The sequence below is a fragment of the Streptomyces sp. NPDC044984 genome (assembly GCF_040646935.1).
In the GTDB taxonomy this organism is placed as follows: Bacteria; Actinomycetota; Actinomycetes; order Streptomycetales; family Streptomycetaceae; genus Streptomyces.
On the sequence record NZ_JBEZBE010000002.1, the window covers coordinates 131,453 to 151,557 of the forward strand.

A 20,105-nucleotide genomic window follows, 5' to 3' on the forward strand; every position below is an offset into this window, starting at 1 on the left:
CAGCGCGGTGGCCGCCGGGTGCAGTTCGGGGACGGTCACCTCGGCGGCCGTCGCCGCCAGGGCGTCCGGGTCCGGGGAGCCGGGCCGGTGGGCGGCCCACCACACCCGGCCACCCAGGGCGGGCAGGAGGGTGACGGCCTCGACGGCCGTCCAGCGGTGCTCCCGCACCTGGGGCAGACCCTCCTCGGCCAGCCGGGCGGCCCGGTCGGCCAGTTGCTCCCGCAGCTCCGCGAGCCGCTCGGGCCGGGCGGCGGCGCCCCTGCGGAGGACCGCGGCGGTCCGGTCGGCCAGGGCTCGGAAGGCCCGGTCCCGGAGGAACAGCAGCGGCAGGCCGTCCGCCGGCCGCCTCGCGTCGACGGCGGCCCTGACCAGGGCGCGCGCGGTCCGTACCCGCCGGGCGGTCTCGGCGGCGCGGTCGGCGGTGGCCGGTGCGGCCAGCAGCGCGCCGTCCGGACCCGCGGCGAGGTAGAGGGCGGGGATGTGTTCCGGTTTCAGGTTGCGCCGGATCAGTTTCATGCTGTGGTGGCGCGCGAGCCACTGACGCAACGCCTCCCGCCGCGCGGCGTGCGGAGTCCCCGCGGCGAACGACTCGGCGCGATCGGCTTCCAGTACGGCGTGGTTGTGCTCGTCGCGCGTCCGTCCCAGCTCGGCCAGGGCGACGACGGCCGCGACGGCCGCCTCGTGGCCGGTGTGCGCGGGCCAGTCCGTCGCCTCCGCGTACATCGTGCGGTGCGGCAGGGCGAGGTCGCGCCAGGTGCTCGCGGTCAGCCGGGCGGCGTCGGTGCGGACCCTGCGGACCGGGTTGAGCACGGCGTCGGACCAGGCGTACAGCGCCGCCGGGTCCACGGCGGCGGGGCCGGGCTCCGCCACGCCTCGCACACCGGCGCGTCGGGCCGCCTCCAACACCGTACGCAGATCCAGCCGGCCCCGTGGCAGCAGCCAGGCCGTGACCGCGTCGCGGAAGAGCGAGGGCCGCAGGCCGGGTCCGCCGAGCCCCAGGTGGGTCCGCATCAGCCGTTCGGCCAGGACGGCCGGGTCCTCGGCCATGGCGGCGGAGGGCGCGGAGCCGGTGAGCGGCGTCCGGCCTTCTTCGACGGGGGCGACGTCCGAGGTCCAGGCGACGGCGGCGGCGAAGGCGTGCATCAGCTCGGGCAGACCGGCCGGGGACCCGGCGCCCCGCAGCAGCCGGCGCATCAGCACGGCGCGCTCGGCGTCCGTCGCGCCCGCAGCGCCCGGCAGGAACGCCTCCCGGGCCCGGTCCGCCCCGTACCGGCCGGCGAGGACGGTGTACAGACGGGCCACGGCCCGTCCCGCTTCGTCCGTGACCCACGGGTCGGCGGCGAGCGCCTCGCCCAGGGCCCGCTCGTGGCGGCGGCTCAGCTCGGCCCCGCGGGGAGTGCGGTAGTAGGCGGCGAACCGGGCCTCGGGGGCCGACCGCGGTACGCGGGCCGGGACGGCCGGCTCGCCATCGGTGCCGTCGGTCGTCGGGGCGTTCCAGCCCTGCTCCGGGAAGGCCGGCTGCTCGTCGCCCTCGGCCCAGGCGTGTTCGTCGGGGAGGCGCCCGTCGCGGGCGAGGGCGCGCACCTCCTCTTCCGACAGCGGGGCGAGGGACCAGTAGCGGCCCCATCCGTTGACGTACCGCAGTTCCCTGGGGAACCGCACGCCCCGTCGGTCGAGGTCTTCGAAGAACCACGCCGCGCCGCGCATCACCTCGTGCACGCTGTGGTGCCCCGGCGGCACCAGGCCGCCGATCATGGCCAGGCGCAGCCAGCCGTAGTCGATCTGGACGCCCCACTGTTCGTGCATCTTCTGCGCGTAGCTCATCAAGAGGTACGCGGAGCCGGAAGTACCCGTCAGTACTCGGCCGCCGGTCCCCTCGGAGCGGCTCTGGAACCCGCCGGCCAGCCGGATGGTCATCCAGGAGACCGCCGGCCGCCACGCCACGAGAGGCCCCGGGTTGTGACGTCGTTCGGCCTCGCTCAGCGGGGGCCGTACCTCATCCACCCGTGGGTCCCGCAGCGGATCGAAGCCGGGCCGCTGTGCGCGCTCCCGGCGTTCCTCCTGGATCGCGCGGTGCGGTGCGACGGGTCCGAGCAGCCGGTTCAGGACACCGTTGGACGACGCGAGGAACAACATCAGGAACAGTTCACGGAGATTACCGGAGTCCACCACCCGCTCCAGTGCCACGCGGTCGCGTCCGACTGCGCCCGGCTGGCGCGGGTCCTCCAGGGCCATGCGCTTCCAGAGGTCCTCGTCCTGCCATACCCGCAGCCACAACGAGCCGACCAGCCGCTTGAGCTGCTGGACCGCCTGCGGGTGTTCCGCCGCGTAGGTACCCAGGGCCGCGTCGAGCCGCGCGGCCTCCTCCTGGTACCGGATGCGCTGGAGCACCCAGCGGGGTGCGGCGGCCGGAGCCCACACCGCGTCCGGCATCACCGCGTCCCCGTCCGCCTCCGGCTCCGGCTCCGGCTCCGGCTCCGGCTCCGTGACGGTGCCCTCGGCCGGGGGTGCGTTCCAGCCCTGCGTGGGGAACAACGGCGCCGCCTGTGCCCCGGTGGCTGCGGGCTGTTCCGTCTCCTCCGCCTCGACGAGGGTGTACGTACGGCCGGCGGCCGGGTCGTACTGGGAGGTCGTGCGTACGACCCTGAGCACCGTCTCGTCCGGGTAGCGGGCCCGCACCGGCCGGGGGCCGCGGGAGAACGGCGACACGTCCCGGGCGGAGGAGCCGGCCACCCGCACCAGTACCGGGGTGTCCGCCGCGCTACGGGGCGCGGCGGACCACAACTGCTCGCGAGCGGTCCGCTCGTCCAGCGCGACGGCGTGGAACGCCGGCACCGTCACCTCGTCGAAACCGGAGCGGCCGGCCCGCGGCAGGGGGAAGAACACGGGGGCGGTGACCGGCGGCAGCGCGGACAGGGCATCGGCCACCGCGCCGCGGTGTTCAACCACTTCGCCGATGATCCGGTCCGTCTGGCGTTCGGCGGTGTTCCGCAGTCGGGCCAGATACCGCTCGCGGTACGCGGACCGGTCCGGGTCGGCCGGCGACGGCTCCCGGTACGCCTCGGCCGCGGCGCGGAACTCCGGGTCCCGCGTCAGCAGCAGCGGGTAGGGGGCCCGTCCGTGGAAGCCGCGGTGCACGGCGTCGCCGATCGCCCGGCGCAGCAGGGCCTTGCGGGCGGCTTCCGGCAGCCCCTGGGCGAACCGGCGGTCGAGCAGCGCCTCGTCCGGCCCGGCGAAGAGGTACAGGGCGAGCGCGTGCGCGGCGTCCGTGCCCGGAGCGCCCGGGAGCGGGCCGTCGCCGGTCACCGCGTCGGTCAGCCAGGCCGTGCGGTCCCGGTACAGGCGCCGGTGCGGCAGTACGGGGGCGGGCGCCGGTGCCCCGGCCCCGTGCGTCACCCGGGGGGTGGCCCAGCGGCGCGCCGCCCAGGTGTACAGGTCGGCGGCGTCGCCCAGCAGGACGGTGGCGTCGACGACGTCCAGCGCGTCGGCCTCGGAGAAGGCCGTCAAGAGGTCGAACAGAGTGGGGCGTGGGAGCGTGCTCGGCTCCTGCGCCGGCAGCAGCCAGCCGATGACCACGTCGGTCAGCTCGTCCAGATGGTAGGCGGTCGTTCCCGGGATGTTCCGGTAACCGCTCATCAGTTGGACGACCGACTCCAGTCGCGCGAAGTGGGCGCGCAGGCCCCGGTCGCGCAGCGAACGAGCCTGCGGGCTCGACGGGTCCAGTGGGCGGTCCGTGTTGGTGCTTCGCAGCCTGAGTGCCCCCCGGAGCGCGGTCATGAGCTGGTCCAGCGTCGTGCCGGAGCCGGGCCGCAGCAGGGTCCGCAGCCGCTCCGCCCTGGCGTTCGGTGCCACGTCGGACCAATCGGCGAAGATCCGCTTCAGGACGGCGGTCTCCGAGCGGAGTGTCCGCCGCAGATGGTGCACCGCACGGGTGAGGGCGAGGCGCGCGGAGGCGGACACGCGCGCGTCGCGGTTCAGCGTCTCGCCCAGCGCTCTCTCGAAGGCACGGCTGTGCTCGTCCCAGGCGGGCTCGGCGTAATAAGCCGCGAAGGCGGAGCGGTGGGAGGTCACCGTGGTGCCGTCGTCCGGGTGGACAGCCGCTTCGGTCCGCGGCTCGAAGCGGAGCCAGCGCGCCGGCTGCCCACTGTGTTTCCTGATCAGGTGGAGCATGGCCGGCTGGGCGCGCGTGCCGGCGGCTGTCTTCGCGGTCGGCGCGTACACCGCTTCGACACCACTGCGGTCGGCGACCGTCTGCCCCAGCGGTTCCGTCCGGGGCCGTACCGCCCCCGAGTCACACGCGTGCAGCACCAGAGTGGTCCGGCGCGCGGGTAGCCCGTTGTACTCCATCAGGGCCTTCAGGTGCCGGCCTGCCTCCGTCCCGCTGACGCGCTTGCGCCCGTACGGGGTGGCCATGACCGCGTGCATCGAGCTTCCGTGCATCGCGTACAGCAGACGGACGGGGGCGTCGTGCCAGGGAGCCGGGAGGCCGCTGTCCATCGTGGCGGACCGGGAGCCCTCGTCCACGACGAAGTATTCCGGCACGTCCGGCACGTGCCGATAGCCCGCTACCCGGACGGCTCGCTGCGCGTCGTTGTGGTCACTGAACCCGAGGATCTCGCCGTTGGCTCCGAGGACGCGCCGGGTGACGAAGGGGCGGTTCCAGGTCTCCCGTGCCAGCCGGCTCGGCAGTTCCTCGACCCGCACCAACAGGTAGGTACGGCCCGTCGCGGCGTCGACGCGTTCCGTCACGTCGGTCGTCCGGAAGGCGGACGGCGAGGGGTACAGCGCGGGAGATGTCGCGGGCTCGGCCGCGTAGGGCGCGATGTCCCGTGCGGTGGACTCGGTCACCTCGTACACCACGGGCAGCAGGTCGGGCCCGGTGGTCGCCTCCGCCAGCGCGGCAGCGACCGCCTCGGCCCGGCTGGACGTCGCGAGGTGCAGGGCGGGCGTGCGCAGCTCGTCGGTGAGGCTCGTCAGGGTCCCCCGGCGCCGGGCTCCGCCCCACCACACCCGGTCCATGAGCGGGGGCAGCAGGGCCGCCGCCTCGCGGGCCATGGCCGCGTGGTAGCGCAGCTCGGCCCGCAGGTCGGCCCGTTCGAGCAGTTGAGTGGCCCGCAGACGCAGGTGGTAGCGGTGGGCGGCCGACACCCAGGAGTCCTGGGCGGTGCCGGACGCGAAGCCCGGGGCGACCGTCCTCTCCACGACTTCGGCGGCGTTACGCACGTACGCGTCCCGCAGCAGTACCTGCGGCAGCGCGCGCAGCGGTCCCAGGGAATCGAGGGCCCGCCGCACCACCGTCTCGGCGGTGGTGGCACGGGGTTCGGTCACCGTCGCCGGCTCGGTCACCGTCCGCATCAGGTGGGAGTCGAGCCCGCTCGCCAGGTACAGCGCGGGCAGGTGCGCCGACGTGAGGTTGCTCAGGAGAGCCGGGTCACGGTGGCGCAGCAGCCAGTTGCCGAGAGCCCGTTCGCGGTCGGTGCGGGCAGGCCGCGCCTCTGGTCCGGCGTCGAGCCACACCTGCGAGGGCGCGTAGTTCACCGGGTCGACCGTGCGCGGGCGGGTGAGGCCGGCGGCCGACGCGATGCCCTGTGCCGCACGCAGGGTGACCCGGGTGGGACGGGACACGAGGACGGCGTACAGGGCCCGGTGCGGCAGCGGGACCGGGCGCCCGGCGATGTCGGTGGCGACGAAGGGGTCCAGGTGCGCGAGCTGGTCCTGCGGGCCCAGGAAGGCGTCCGCCCAGCCGTACAGGCGGGCGCCGTCCATGTCGCCGAGCCGGGGTTCCGACTCGTCGCGTATGTCCGCCCGGTGGGAGGCGTCGAGTATCTCCGCCAGTGTCCGGTGCGGCAGCCAGGCCGTCAGGGCCTGCCGGAACACCAGCAGCTGGTGATGCTCGGCGCCCAGCGCCTCGTACGCCCGCAGCAGCCAGGTGGCCCGTTCGGCCGGGGCCGAGGACAGCAGCAGACCGCGCCGCCGTGCCCGCTGGTACTCCGGGTCGTCCGCGGGGTACGGCCGTTCCTGGGCGGGCAGCAGCGGTACGAGATTGTGGTTGAGCGCGGGCTTGGTCCGCCACAGTCCGCTCAGCGTCTGCCGTCCGTCCGGGTGTGCGTAGGCGGCGTTGGCGAAGGCCTCCATCAGCTCGGAGGCGGACGCCCGCCCCGGCGTCAGCAGCCGCGCCATCCGCATCCGGCCCTCCGCCGGGGTGGTGCCCGGGAAGGACAGCCAATGCCGGTCGTCGGGCCGGCCCCCCAGCTCCTTCGCGAGGAACTCGTGGAGCCGGGTGATCGCGCCGGACATCTCCTCCAGTACGTGGCGGTCCGCGTCGTGCACGGCCCTGACCCACTTCTCGTAGTCCTCCGCCAGTTCGGACCAGAGCGGGTCACGGTAGAACTCCGCGTACGGGGCGACCGAGTCCGTCGGCGGCAGGTTCCGGGCCAGTGACGTCAGCTCGGGGAAGCCGTGGGCCGGCGCGGACTCGGCGGCGGCCCGGGGCTGGTTCCAGCCGCCGGCGGGGAACTCCGGCGCGTGTGCCGCCGGGTCTGCGGGAGATGCCGTGGCCGCCCGGACCATAGGGGCCGACGGAGACGCCGGGTCCGCCGGAGACTCGATGTCCATGGCAGACGCCATGTCCACGGGAGTCGTTGAGGCCGCCTGGGGTGCCGCGGACAGCGGGGACGCCGTCCCGTCCGTGTCCGTCGGTGTCCGTCCGGCGGGGGCCGCTTCGCGGACCACGGTGACCAGCCGGTAGTGCGGCTGGTGCCGGATGATCAGCCGTACCCCGCCCAGTTCGGTGACCAGCCGCCCGGCCTCCAGCCCGGACAGTCCCGTCGTGAGGTCGGGCTGGGACACTTCGACCCGCAGGGGCAGGTGTCCCGGTGTGCCGCGCCCGCGCTCGTTGAGCTCCTCCAGCCGCGCCGCCAGTTCGTCGGCCTGGCTCGCGCCGGCCATCTCGTTGTCGGTCAGTATCCAGGCCCGGCTGTGCTCACCCATCACGTGGTCCAGCACCGCGGCGAGGCTGTCCTCGCCCTCCGCCCGGATCCACGGTCCCGGATGCGGCACCAGGACGTCCGTGTACGGCACATGACGACCGAACTCGGCCAGTGAACCCCGCACCAGCGACACGGTTGCGCCGTCCCCGGCCGTGGCGCTCTCCACATGGCGGCCCAGATAGCCGTGCATCACCGGATCGAAGGCACTGACGTTGCCACGCAGCGCCGCGGCGTCCTTGAGGAACCGCACGTCCTCGTGGCCGGCGCCGCCGTCGATGGCGGCGACCACCGTGTTACGGGTCTCCTCCAGGGCGTCCGACAAGGGGGTGAAGTCCTCCACCCCGAGCAGCCGGCGCTGATGACCGGGGTGCAGCGCGCGGTACCAGGACGACGCGAACACGTCCGCCCAGTCGACCTCCGACGCCTCCCCCTGGTCGTCGTACTCCACCAGCACCGGAAGCTCCGACGGCGCATGGTCCTCGTCCGGGTCGTCCGGCGGGGCGTTCCAGCCCTGCGTCGGGAAGGCGGGGGCGGCGTCCGGCCGGGATCCGCGGCGGGCGCGCTGCCCGCCGGTGCCGTCCGGCCGGGGGCCGCCGGCCGTGCCGTACCAGGCGTCCGTCGCGCCGGAGAGCACGGCGGGCCCGTAGGCCGAGACCGGCTGCACACCCGCCGGAACGGTGAGCCGCTCCACCTCCTCGACCTCGACGTAGAGGTGTGGCCGGCGGAACTCCTCGTCGAACCGGCGGTTCTCCCGGCGCAGGACGCGGAAGACCGTCGGGCCCGGGTAGCGCACCTCGCGCCGCTGCGGGGCGCGGGAGAAGGGCGACACGTCGGCGGCGGACGACGTGACCACCTTGACCAGCACCGGATAGCCCGCCGCGGTCCCCGCCTCCCCGGTCGCCAGGGCGGCCAGTACCGGCCGCTCCCCGCGCCGGGCCGGATGGAACTCCGGCACCGTCAGCGCGTCGAACGCCGCCGGCCCGCCGTCGTCCGCGAGGGGCACGTGCAGGGAGAACCAGACGGGGGCGTCGACGGGCGGCAGCTTCGCCAGGGCCTCGGCGGCCATGCCCCGGTGCTCGGGGATCTCGCTCAGGAGGGCGTCCGTCCGCTGCCCGGCCGCGTCCAGCAGGCGCCCGCGCAGCAGGTCGGCCCGGTCCCGTCGTCCGGCGTTGCGCCGGATGAAGTCCACCAGGCTGCGGAACGTGTCGTCCCGCATCAGCAGCAGCGGGTACGCGGCCTGCCCGTCGACCGCCTCGGCCACCGCCGCCCGCAGTGCGCCGCGCAACGCCGCCCGGTTCACCGCCGTGGACGGGCCGTCGAGGAACCTCTGGTCGAGCAGCCGCTCGTCCGGGCCGCCGAGCAGGTACAGCGCCAGCGCGTGAGCCTGGGTCAGACCGTCCAGCGGGGACGCCCCGGCGTGGGTCGCCGTCCACGCCTTCAGCGCCTCCTGCCGGCGGGTCCAGTCGGCCAGTGGCAGGACACCCTCGTCCGTCGCGGGTTCGGGGAGTGCCTGCCCGGTCGTGCCGAGATAGCGGTGCCCCTGCTCCAGCGCCAGCCACAAGCCCTGGGGCACGGCACCGTTCCCGCTCACCTGCGGTGTGAGCCAGCGTCCGCGGTCCAGGTAGGTACGGTGCTGCGGCAGCGTCAGCGCCTCGGCCGCACCGGCCGGCAGCCGGCCCGCCGCCGGGCCGACCCACTCCTGGTGCGCCCACTCGTACAGGTGGGCCGCGTTGCCCAGCCGCAGCCGTTCCTCTTCGAGGGGGCCGCCGCTGACGCGGGCCTGGTGCCCGTCCGCCAGCAGCTCCCGCAGACCGCGCACGGGCCGGCCGCCGCGGTGGGTGAGCGGCAGCAGCCAGCCGAGGACGGCCGGGCGCAGGTCCAGCAGGTCCTGCTCCAGGACACCGTCGATCCTGGCGTAGGCGTCGTACAGCGCGGTGGCGGACACCTCCCGGTCCGCCGGGACGGCGTCGAGGGCGTTCCCCAGGGCGCGCATGAGTTCGGCGAGCGTGGCACCGTGGCGGGTGTCGCGCAGCCGGCTCATCCGCTCGGCCGCCTCGTGACCGGAGCGGACCTCGGGGCCGAAGAACGCGAGGCGGGCCCGCTGTGTTCCCCGCTCGTCCACCAGGTGTCCGTAGACCCGCTCGACCGCCCTCCGTGCGGTGTCGACCACCGCGGGGTCGTCCGCGAGCAGTCGGCCCAGCGCGGCCTCGAAGACGGCGGCATGTCCCCGCCATCCGCTGTCGGCCGTCAACGCCTCGAAGCGGTGCGCCTGCCCGGGGTTCACGTCGGCGACGGCGGAGCGGCCGGCGGCGTCCATGTCGGTCAACGGCCGGGGCCGCGCGTGCCGCCAGGTGGGGCTCGGCTGCCCCGGCTCCTTGTAGAGCGTCAGGTAAGCCATGTCCGTCGAGACGGAGGGGGCGTAGGAGGACTGCCAGGAACCATGGTCGGTCATCACCTGGTCGGCGCTCCCACCGTCCGGCTGCTTCCGGCCGGACTTGCAGGCGTTCAGGACCAGGTTGACCGGCTCACCCGTCATTTCATGCAGTTCCAGCAGGCCCTTCACGAACACACCGACCTGCTCGGGGGTGGCCGCCTTGGCTCCGTAGCGAGAGGGCATGTCGAACGCGCGACCGGAGTTCGTCCCGTGAGTGGAGAACAGCACCTGCCGGTGTGTGCGGCGCAGCGGGCCCCAGGGGACCGGGTACGCACCCTCCTGCGTGCGGCTCTCCAGGTTCAGATGTGTGTAGGTGTCCTTGCTGAAGATTGACTGGTCTGTTTTCCGGGCCTTGTTCCAGTCGGACGTGCTGAAGGCGGAGAAGCCGACCACCCTGCCGGACCGGTCCGTGACCTTACGAGTGATGAACTCACGGTCGAAGTCGGCGCGTGACAGTGGTCGCGGCATCTCCTTGACCCGCACCAGGGTGTACGGGCCGCTCAGGGCGTCCACGCGTCGCTGCTTCTCGACGACCGTGAAGGTGGCCGGATCGGTGTACAGCGCCGGCCGCTGCCGGGCGTCACGCGCGAAGGGCGCCACATCACGGGCGGTGGACTCGACGACCTCCCACACCGTCGGGACTCCGCCGGTGAGGGCGGCGTCCGCCACGGCGGCTCGCAGCGCGGTGTCCCGGTCGAGGCTCACCGCGTGCAGAGCGGGGACAGCGTGCGGCCCGTCGAGGCCCTCGGCGGGCGCGGTCCAGGCCGTTCCCCACCACGCCCGACCCAGGACGGGAGGCAGCAGGTCCACCGCTTCCCGGGCCATCGCCCGGTGCTGAAGCAGTTCACCACGCATGTCGCGCACCAGTGCGGCGGCCCGGTCGACGATCAGGTCCCGGTCCGCTCCGGAGGCGGTGCTGCCCGCTCGTGAGCCGTCCCCGGCCCGGGCGACGGCGGTGTCCACGAGGGTGCGGAAGCGCTCGTCCCGCAGGAGCAGCAAAGGGAATGAGGAAGGGTCGAGGGGAGCGGCGAAAGCCTGCCGAACCACGGAGCGGGCCGCCGCGCGCACGGCGGCCCCGCCGGCCGCCCCGGCAGCCACCGCCTGCAGCAGCGTCCGGTCGGCCCCGCTCGCCAGGTGCAGTGCGGGCAGGTGCCCGGTGGTCAAGTTGGCCATCAGCGCGGGGTCACGATGCCGCGACGACCAGGCGCCCATGGCTCGGTCGCGCGCCGCCCGCGCCGTCCACTGGTCCACCGACAGGATCGTCGTCGACGGCTCGAATCGAGGATGTGCGCCGGTCAGTTCCCTGGGGCGAGTCAGCTCCGCGACCGACGACAGGTCCGCGAGGCCGAAACCGCGCGCGCCGGTCAGCCACGAGGTCGAGTGCGCGTACATCCTGTGGTGCGGCAACGGCACCTCGTTCCGCGGGCGCGTGGCGGACGACTGTGCCGAGAAGTTGCGCCGCCGTACATCAAGCATCGCGTCGGCCCAGGTGTACAGGCGGGCGCCGTCGCTCTCCGCGAACTGCGGTTCACCCGGGCCGCGCACCCCGGCCCGGTGGGAGGCGGTGAGTATCTCGGCCAGGGACTGGCTGCCGCCGGGCAGCAGCCACGCCATCAGCGCCTCGCGGAACACCAAGGCGTCCCCGTCGGGGACGAGGGCCCGGTAGACCCGCGTCAGCCACTCCACGTTCTGGGCGGGGGCCCGCGTCAGGAGGATGCCGCGCTCCCTGGTCTGCCGGTACCACAGGCTGTTCTCGTCGTAGGGCTGCGGCCTCGCCGGCGCCGGCGGGAGCATGCTGGGGTTGCGTGCGGGGTCGACCGTCCACAGCCAGCTCAGGGTGTGCGTTCCGGTCGGGTGGAGATAGGCGGCGCTGGCGAAGGACCCCATCAGCTCGGCGATGCCCGGTTCCCCCCGCGTGAGACGCTCGGAGAAGTCCTCCACCTGCGCCGTGGTGGCGCCCGGACGCGCGAACCGGACCGCCACCGCCCAGGGATCGAGCCCGGCGTCCAGGAGGTGGGACCGCAGCCGCATGACCGCTCGGTGTGCGACGCCCCGCAGGTACTTGTCACCACGAAGCACGTCGCCGATCCACCGCTCGTACTCCCGGGCGTACGTGAACCAGTCCGGCGAGCGGTAGAAGTCCGGGTAGCTGCGTGAACGGTCGTCCGGGTCCGAGGACGGCGCGTTCCATCCTTGTAGGGGATAGGCGGGCTGTTCCGCGGCGGCCGCGGTCGCCTCGAACGGTTGCGACGCGGGGTCGAGGAACGCCGTCTCGGTGCCCGGCACGAGGAAGGACAGGTCCACGCCGGTCAGGTCGACGGCGGTGGGGTCGAAGCCCGGGGGGACGGCGTCGCTCAGGTCCGGGAAACCGCCGGAGAGCGCGAGGGCGAAGCCCGGGTCCATCGGACGGTGGGCCGGGTGATCGCTCGGCAGTCGCTCGCGCAGGGTGTCGGCGAGGACGCTGTGGCTGTCGAGCTTTCCGGTGCGGGCCAGCCACTCGTAGCGGTCGGCCGTCCACCGCATCGCCTCGGCGGTGGTGGGGTCGGGACGGGCCGTGAGGCCGTCCCAGGTCTCCTGGATGACGTGCCGCTCCAGCCCTTCCCAGCTGTGTTCGGCGAGCATGTCGATACTCGGACGGAACGAGTCGTCGGTCTCCTTCATCGAGCGGAACATGTCCCACTGCGGGAAGGGGAACTGCGGGGTGTGCGGTTCCGACAGCACCACGGTCACACGCCCCACGGGCAAGCCGGCGGCGTTCCACCGGTCAGGGTTCACCAGTGCGTCCAGGATGAATCCACCATGGATGGACTCCAGCGCTCCGCTGTGGCGTTCGACGTGCCGGTCGGCCGAGACACCGATGATCGTCAGCCACTGCTCCTCGGTCAGCGGGCCGCGTCCGAGCGCCGGGTCGATGACCACCGGTGCGACGGACCCGTCCGGCAGCCGGGTGTCGACGACGGGCGCGATGTGGTAGTCCCAGTTGACGACAGCCGGCGCGGCTTGGGTCGCGTTCCTCGCGTGCGGGGTCACGACCGACAGTCCGTCCGCCGACGCGGCCGAGATCTTCCTGACCGGCGCGCCCCACTGCTGGAGCTTGCGCGCCATGACGTGGGCCCGCAGGTAGCACCCGTCCTCGGGGTGGTTGTGCGGCAGGGGCAAGGTGCCGTACTGGTAATGGTGGTAACGCAGCGCGGCCATGTCCTGGTACCACCGCGTGACCTGCTGGAGGGAGGCGGGCTCCGTGTGCAAGTCGCCGAGGACGTGAGCGATGTGTTCGTCCCGCTCGGGCAGCCGCGCGAGCAGAATGTCGCGCAGGCCGATGCCGTTCATGTCGTGGAAGGCGTCCGAGACGGCCCAGATCTTGGGCAGGTCACGGTCGAGGCCGGTCAGCAGCGCGAGTGCCCCTTCGCCGTCCTGGTGTCCGTTCAGCAGCTCGGTCAGCCTCAGCGCGAAGGCGCCCACCTCGGGCAGGTGCGCGGGGTCGGTGAAGGGATCGACGGCGACGGGGACCATCTCGTGGCCGGTGACGGGGAAGGACGAGGAGAAGCCGAGGCCCCGCAGGACCGCCTCGTAGCCGGCGTCGTCCATCCGGCCCTCCGCGAGGGCCCGGTGCAGCGCCTGCGCGACCGTCTCCCCCGTGTGCGCTTCGAACGCCGCCGCGACGTCGGCCGACAGCTCCGGGCCGGCCGTGGACGCACGTCGCTGGAACAGGCCGAGCACCCGGCCGGTGTTCACCTGCTGACGGCTCAGCAGACCGGCGAGCTGCGCGGCGAAGGTGTCGTCCAGAGCGGTGGCGGAGGCGGACTGGCGACGCGCGGAAGCCTCCGCGAGGCTCGGGGGGACAACGGCGAACGGGGACGACAGACCGAGCGCCCGCAGCACCGCCTCGTGACCGCCGCCGTCCATCCGGCCCTCGGCCAGGGCCCGGTGCAGCGCCTGCGCGACCGACTCACCGGTGTACCTCTCGAACGCCGCCGCGAAGTCGTCCGACAGCTCCGGACCCACCGCGGAGACATACCGCCGGAAGACGTCCATCACCTGGTCGGCGTCCACGTTCCCCGCACCGAGCAACTGTGCGAGCAGGCCGGCGAGTTCGAGTTCGTAGGCGCCGACCGAGATCGCGTCCGCCGGGGTGTTCCAAGAGCGGGCGGGCGGGTACGAGGGAGCGGGCCGCCCGTCGCGCCGGGCGGCCGGTTCTCCGGCCGGGGAGGGAGCGGGTCCGGGGCGGGGAGAAGTGCCCGAAGGGCGGAACCGGCGCCACACGGTCTCCCGGCCGTCGGCGTCGTGCTTCAGGTGGATGCCCGACTCGGCGAAGGTGACCTCACCGGTGGGTGCGAGGACGTTCAGGCCCGTCATGTCGGCGATGATCTGGGCGTCCGCGAGGGCCGTCGCGTTCCCGGCGGCGGGCCGGTCCGCGCCGGCCGTGCAGGCGAACAGGGTGAGGGTGTCGAAGCCCCGCAGGAGCGCGGGGAAGTCCAGCAGCGCCTGTCCCAGCTCGGTGGCGCTGAGTACGACGTCGCGTCCCTCGCCGTCCACCGCGTGGAAGCCCCGGTGGTCGTGGTGGAGCCCCAGTTGGAAGGAACCGGCGAACCCTTCGGGCAGGTCCCGCCAGGCGCCGACCCGCTTGCCGGTCTGGTCCAGTCGCCACTGGTAGAACCTCGACTGCTCCGACAGTTTGCCGTACACCGGCTCGCGGAGCGCCAGGTCCTTGGCCGAGAAGGACATGGCTCCGCCGAGGCCCGTGCCGTCCGCCCGCAGGATCGGCCTGACCTGTACCGGCGGGTGCGCCCAGTCACCGCGAGGCCGCGTCGCCTCACGCGAGGGAGCGGGCCGTGCGGCGGCCCCTCTGGGCGGTGCGGTGAAGGCCGCCGTCCGGCGTTCGCCGGAGTGGGCCCAGGAGGTACGGGAGGGGGTGGTGGAGCCGGTGGCGGTGGCCGTGGCGGTGGCAGGAGTGGAGGCGGGTGCGGAGTTGGAGGCGGATGCGGAGCTGGAGACGGTCTCGGACGGATGGGGCGGCCGGATACCGTGGTCCGTCGCCGTCGCGGTGGTGTGCACAGGCGTGGCCACATAGGAGTACGGGCCACTGCGCACGGGCTGCCTGGCGGAGGCGGACGAGTCCGGGGATACGGAAGGGGTGGCGGTTGTCGTCGGGTTGGCGGGGGACGCCGGACCGGTGGGGGCGGCTGAGCCGGCGGGGTTGGCCGGACCGGTAGGGACGGTCGGGCTCGTGGCACCAGTAGGGACGGCCGGGCCCGTGGAACCGGTGAGGGCGGTCGGGCCCGTGGCACCAGTAGGGACGGCCGGGGCGGTGGGCGCGGGCGGGACGTCGGTGTCGCCGACGCGTATGCCGGTGTCGCCGGCACGTACATCGGTGGCGTCGACGCGTACATCGGTCGGCGTGACCGGCGGTGTGCTCGCGGGGGCGGTACCGGGGAGCGAGGTGTTCCGCGGCGGCGTGCCGTCGGTGGTCGGGCCGGAGTCCGGGCCCTGGGGTGCCGTGACAGTCTGAGGCTGGTCCGCGCGTCCTTGCGCCACCTGATGGACGGGGCCGTTGACCGTCCCGCCCGCGACAGGGGCGCCCACCGACGACGACGTCACGTCCGTGGCCGCAGCGGTGTCGTCCCCGGCGACCACGGTCGCCGCGGGCCGGGAGACGTCGACCGGAGGAGTGCCGGCGTCGTCGGACGTCGACCGGTCCGGCCGGGTGTGCTCCGCCTCGACGTCGGGCGCGCGGGACGGGCCGGTGTTCGGCTGTGGGTCGGTGGTGTCGCCGGAGGTCTGGAGCGTCGGCTCCGGGGCGGCGAGCGGTGACTGCTGGCCGGCTACGGAGACAGGCGTCTCGGTGCGGCCGGTCGGCCGGGTGGCGGGGGAATCGGACCCGTCCTGTCGGGGGGACGTGTTCCCCGTCTCCGCGCGCGGTGTGCTGGAGGATACGGGCGAGGAGTCGGCGGCGACGGGGTCCGTGTCCGTCAGTACGGCGGGCGGCACGACGGCGTCGACGCCCGTCCCTGCCGGGCTGTCGACGTCCACCGGGGCACTGCCCGACGTGACGGGAACCGATACGTCCGTGCCGGCGGCCGCTGTGGAGTCGGAGCCGGACAGACCGGTGTCCCCGAACGAGGAGGCAGCGGAGGGGGTGAGCGCCGAGAGGACCGAATCGGTGATCCCGCTCGTCGGCACGGAGCCCTCTACCGCGTCGACCGCGTCGACCGCCGTACGAGGGGATGGACCGCTCTGCTCCCAGGGGTCCTCCGTGGCGGCGGACCCGACGGCGGAGTCGTCCTCGAACACCGGCAGGACGTCACTGACGTCATCGAGATTGCCCACGTCAGTGGAAGCGGTGGGAACGTCGGTGAAGCCACTGACCTCACTGGCGGTATCGACATCCACCGGACTACTCAACGCGCTGACATCACTGAACACGGACGCCGCGTCGTCCGACGGGTCGACACCACTGCCAGGACCGTACGTAACCGCGGGGTCGTACGTGACCGCGGTGTCCTCCGTGGCGACGGACCCGACGGCGGAGTCGTCCTCGAACACCGGCAGGACGTCCCTGACGTCATCGAGATTGCCCACGTCAGCGGAGGCGGTGGGAACGTCGGTGAAGCCACTGACCTCACTGGCGGTGTCGACATCCACCGGACTGCTCAACGCGCTGACATCACTGAACACGGACGCCGCGTCGTCCGACGGGTCGACACCACTGCCAGGACCGTACGTATCCGCAGGGTCGTACGCGTCCGCAGGGTCCGCGGCGGGAGTGGCCGTCGACGTGGCCGTGGAGCCGGCCGGGGGGACCGCTGAGGCGATGGGCGAGGGCTGCTGGACGCCGGTCGACAACGGGAGGACGGACACGCCCGGGAAGTCCACGGCGGAATCCACCGGCTCGGTTGTCACCGGGGTGATCGCCGACGGGCCGGTCACGATTGGGGCGGTCACCGTCGGGACGGACACGATCGGGGCGGTCGCCGTCGGGCCGGTCGCCGCCGCATCGACGGAATCCTCGCCGCTCACACCGGAGCCCGAAACGGTGGGTGTCGTGTACGGCGTGTCGTCGACGCCGGTCGAAGGGGGTGTGTACGGCAGGTCGTCGACGTCCGTCCCGCCGGCATCGGAGGAGGCCCCCGTGGTGTCGGCACCGGCTCCGGTCCCGCCGTCGCCCGTCGACCCGGAAGCGGCGGAACCACCGGCCGCGGCACCACCGGAACCGGCCCCGGCCCCGGCAGAGTCGGTGTCGTTGAACGTGTTCTTGCCGAAGACCTTCTCGTGGAACTTCAGGCCGCCCTCGCTCAGCGCGGTGTCAGCCGCCTGATGGAAAGCGCCACTGAGGCCCGCGTTAAGGGCCGTGTTGAGACTGAGGGTGAACTTCCCTTCGTAAGCGAGCTTGGTGAAAGCCTCGGCGAAGGTTTCGGCCTGTCCCTCGTTGACGAAGGAGGTCGCGAGTTCGAACGTCTCGTTCTTCCACTTCGCTCCGTCCTTCAGCAAGTTCTTCGCGATCGGATCGACCGCTTGCGAGAAGGCCCCTCCGAAGAGTCCCGCGAAAGCGCCCATGACAGCGGACTTGCCGATGTCTGCCCCGTCGAACTTCTTGCGCTGCATCTCACCTGACGGCAGGGACATCGACATGACCTGCGCGGCGAAGGTGGTGAACGCCTCCTGCACCGATTCGAGCACGATCGACAGCGGCGTGGGGATCGCCCGGTTGAGCCGAGCGAGGATCATCATGATCGCCGCTGCCGCCCGCGCGCGGGCCGCGGCCACCTGCAGGGCCGAGGTACCGCCGGTGAAGGCGGAAGTGATGGCGATGATGGTCAGTTCGAACAGCAGGCTGTACCACTCGATCAGCACCTCGTACTGCGCCTCGCGCAGACTGAAGGAGAGATCGCTCCGGTTGTCCGCGCGCTTTTCGAGGTCGTCGGCCATCTTGGCCAGGTGATCGACGCCCTGGTCGTCGATGAGGCTCTTGACGCCCTCCTTGAAAGCCCGGCCCACGTCCTCGGGCAACTCATTCCCTACGGCGTTCACCGCATCCCCGATGGCCCTCGACCAGTCACGGAGGGACTGGCTCGTACGGGTCAGGGCATACCTGCTGGAGAAGGCCGCGTTGGGATCGCCGGTGGGCAGACTCGCGCCGGTGGCGACCTCGACGAACTTCTCCAGGCCGGAGGGAATGCCGATCATGTCAGTGCTTCGCTCCGGTTCCGGCAGCGGCTGCGGAGGCCTGGTGCAAGCTGTCAAGCGCTTGCGTCTGCGGCAGACTCGTCTGTTCCGCCTCGGCGAACACCGCGTCGACCAGGCCCGTGAAGGCGTTGGTGATAGCGGTCAGCGCTTCTGTGATCTTTTCCTCTTCCTCACGAACCTGCGGACCCACCTGATCGGCGAAGTCGTCACCTTCCCCTTCCTGCCCCCACCAGCCGGCGTGCGCGGCGTTGGCACGATGGAATTCGGGAACGATGGCTTTGCACTGTTCCACCGCGGTCCCGATCCCCTTCGACCGCTGTTTGATCTCCGACACGTCCGCCGAGTAAGTGGATCCCATGGCTACATCCCTTTCTTTTCCCTCGGGTTCCCGGCGGGCGGGTCCGCCGGAACGTCCTCTTCGTCTTCGTGGATCTCGTCACGCAGCCGGCTCATGGGTGTGCGGGCCGTGGACCGGGCGGGGTCTTCCAGGAGCGAGCCGAAGACGTCGTTCCAGTCCACGTTCACGTCTTTCAGGCCGCTGTCGCCCGGAGAGCGGTCGATGACAGGGCTGACCAGGTCGACCACCTGCCGGGCCATCTGTGCGCGGGCGGCGTTCATGGCTTCGAGCACGACGCCCGAGAGCTTCGCCGGTGGCATGGTCTTGTACTTGCCGTCGAGGAACTCCAGTTGCGTCACGTCGCCCTTGGCCCCGACGGTCACCCGTACGGACCGGTCGGACGAATGGGCGGTAGCCGAGGCCTGGTCCAGGGTGTGCTGCGCCCGTGCCACGGCCTCCTCGGTCTCCTTCAGCCGCGCCATGACCCGGGCGAGCCGGTCCTCCATCGACTGACTCAACGCACGTTCCTCTCAAGTCGTCCGGTGTGGTGGTGGGGTGGGGCCGGGCCTACGGTGGACAGCGAGGCCGTCATCGGCCCAGCGCCTGCGGCACGCCGCCCTCGTCGGTGCCCCACACGTCCTCGTCCTCCGGCAGCCAGGCCGTGCGCTCCCGGTCCCCCTGGCTCTCCGTCTGCGGCTGTCCTCCACCCATGGGGGCACCGCCCATGGGGGCGCCCATCGGAGGGATGAACGGTGTGCTGCTCGACGTCTGCATGCCTCGGGTCGCGACGGTGTGCTCCTCGTCCTCGACGGTCTGGGCAGCGCTGTCGGCCCGTGCGGTCCGAGCGGTGGTGGGTTCGACGACGGTGCGGACACGTTCTCCGGCCGTACCGCCGCCCGCGCCCGCGCCCTGGGCCATCGGCGACATCATCCCCGGGGAGCCGGTACCCGAGTACGGACTGGCCGAGGTGCCCGCCGAGCCGGCGGTGGCGTCCTGGGAGCGGCCGAGTGCGGAGGACAGGTCGTCCTGGTTGTAGAGGTTGTCGGTGAAGGCCGAGGCGTAAGGGGAAGCGGCGGAGGTGGCAGCGGGCAGATAAGCGGAGGCGTCGTCGTGCTCGGGCAGCGCCGCGATGCGCTCCCGGATCAACTCGTCGTAGTCCGTGCCCTGCTGAGCGGTGTCGTACGCGGACTGGATCTCGTTCATCCGCGCGTCGTACGCCGTCCGGGCGTCCTGGCGAGCCTGCGCGGCGTCGGCGCGCGCCTGCTCCCGGGTCTCCTGGGCCGCCTGCTTCTCCTGCTCGTACTCCTGCTTCGCCTCGGCTTCCGCGGCGTCGGCCTCGTCCACGGCTGCCTGCTCGGCGGCGTCGATCTCGGCGATCCGGCGGTCGTAGTCCTCCCGAGCGGTGTCCTCGCTCACCCCGTCGGCGAGCTGGCGCTCGTACTCCTGCTCGGCTTCGGCCCGTTCCTGCTCGGCCTGCTCACGAGCCTGCTCCCGCTCCTCCTGGGCCTCGGCCTTCTGCTGCTCGTACTCCTGCTTGGCTTCCGCCTGCTGCTGATCGGCCTGCTGCTCGGCCGCGTCGCGTTCCGCCTGGGCGTCGGCCTTCTGCTGCTCGTACTCGGCCTGCGCCTCGTTCTTGGCCTGCTCGGCCTCCAGCCTGGCCTGCCGCTGCTCTTCGAGTTGCTCGGTACGCGCCTGCTCCTGCTGCCGCGCGGCCTCGGCCTTCTCCTGCTCGGCCTCCGCCTTCTGCGCCTCCTGCTCCTCCTTCGCGGCGGCCTTCTCCTGCTCGGCCTCCGCCTTCGCCGCCTCCTGCTCCTCCTTCGCGGCAGCCTTCTCCTGCTCGGCCTCCGCCTTCGCCGCCTCCTGCTCCCGCGCGGCCTCCGCCTTCGCCGCCTCCTGCTCCCGCGCGGCCTCCGCCTTCGCCGCCTCCTGCTCCTCCTTCGCGGCAGCCTTCTCCTGCTCGGCCTCCGCCTTCTGCTGTTCCTGCTCCGCCTTCGCGGCCTCCTTCTCCTGTTCCTGCTCCTCCTTCGCGGCAGCCTTCTCCTGCTCGGCCTCCGCCTTCGCCGCCTCCTGCTCCTCCTTCGCGGCAGCCTTCTCCTGCTCGGCCTCCGCCTTCTGCTGTTCCTGCTCCGCCTTCGCGGCCTCCTTCTCCTGTTCCTGCTCC

At 72.9% G+C, this 20,105-nt stretch carries 3 protein-coding genes and 1 pseudogene (1 of these 4 cut by a window edge); all 4 read right to left on the minus strand.

Annotated features, from left to right (window positions below; genetic code table 11):
* A protein-coding gene (locus AB0A94_RS02840) for a toxin glutamine deamidase domain-containing protein (protein WP_361737813.1) crosses the window boundary here: on the minus strand, nucleotides 1-17,607 show its 5' portion. Its footprint begins 18,684 nt before the window's first position; 17,607 of the gene's 36,291 nt are visible here — the first part of the coding sequence; the start codon lies at nucleotides 17,605-17,607; its stop codon lies beyond the left edge, outside the window.
* A gap of 1 nt (nucleotide 17,608) precedes the next feature.
* Complete coding sequence (locus tag AB0A94_RS02845) at nucleotides 17,609-17,965, minus strand: hypothetical protein (protein WP_361737816.1); 357 nt, start codon at nucleotides 17,963-17,965, stop codon at nucleotides 17,609-17,611.
* 2 nt (nucleotides 17,966-17,967) lie between these two features.
* Entirely contained in the window at nucleotides 17,968-18,462 is a 495-nt protein-coding gene (locus AB0A94_RS02850) for a YbaB/EbfC family nucleoid-associated protein (RefSeq protein ID WP_361737819.1), read from the minus strand.
* Nucleotides 18,463-18,532: 70 nt separating this feature from the next.
* Nucleotides 18,533-20,105: pseudogene (locus AB0A94_RS02855) on the minus strand (hypothetical protein); the annotation flags it as partial.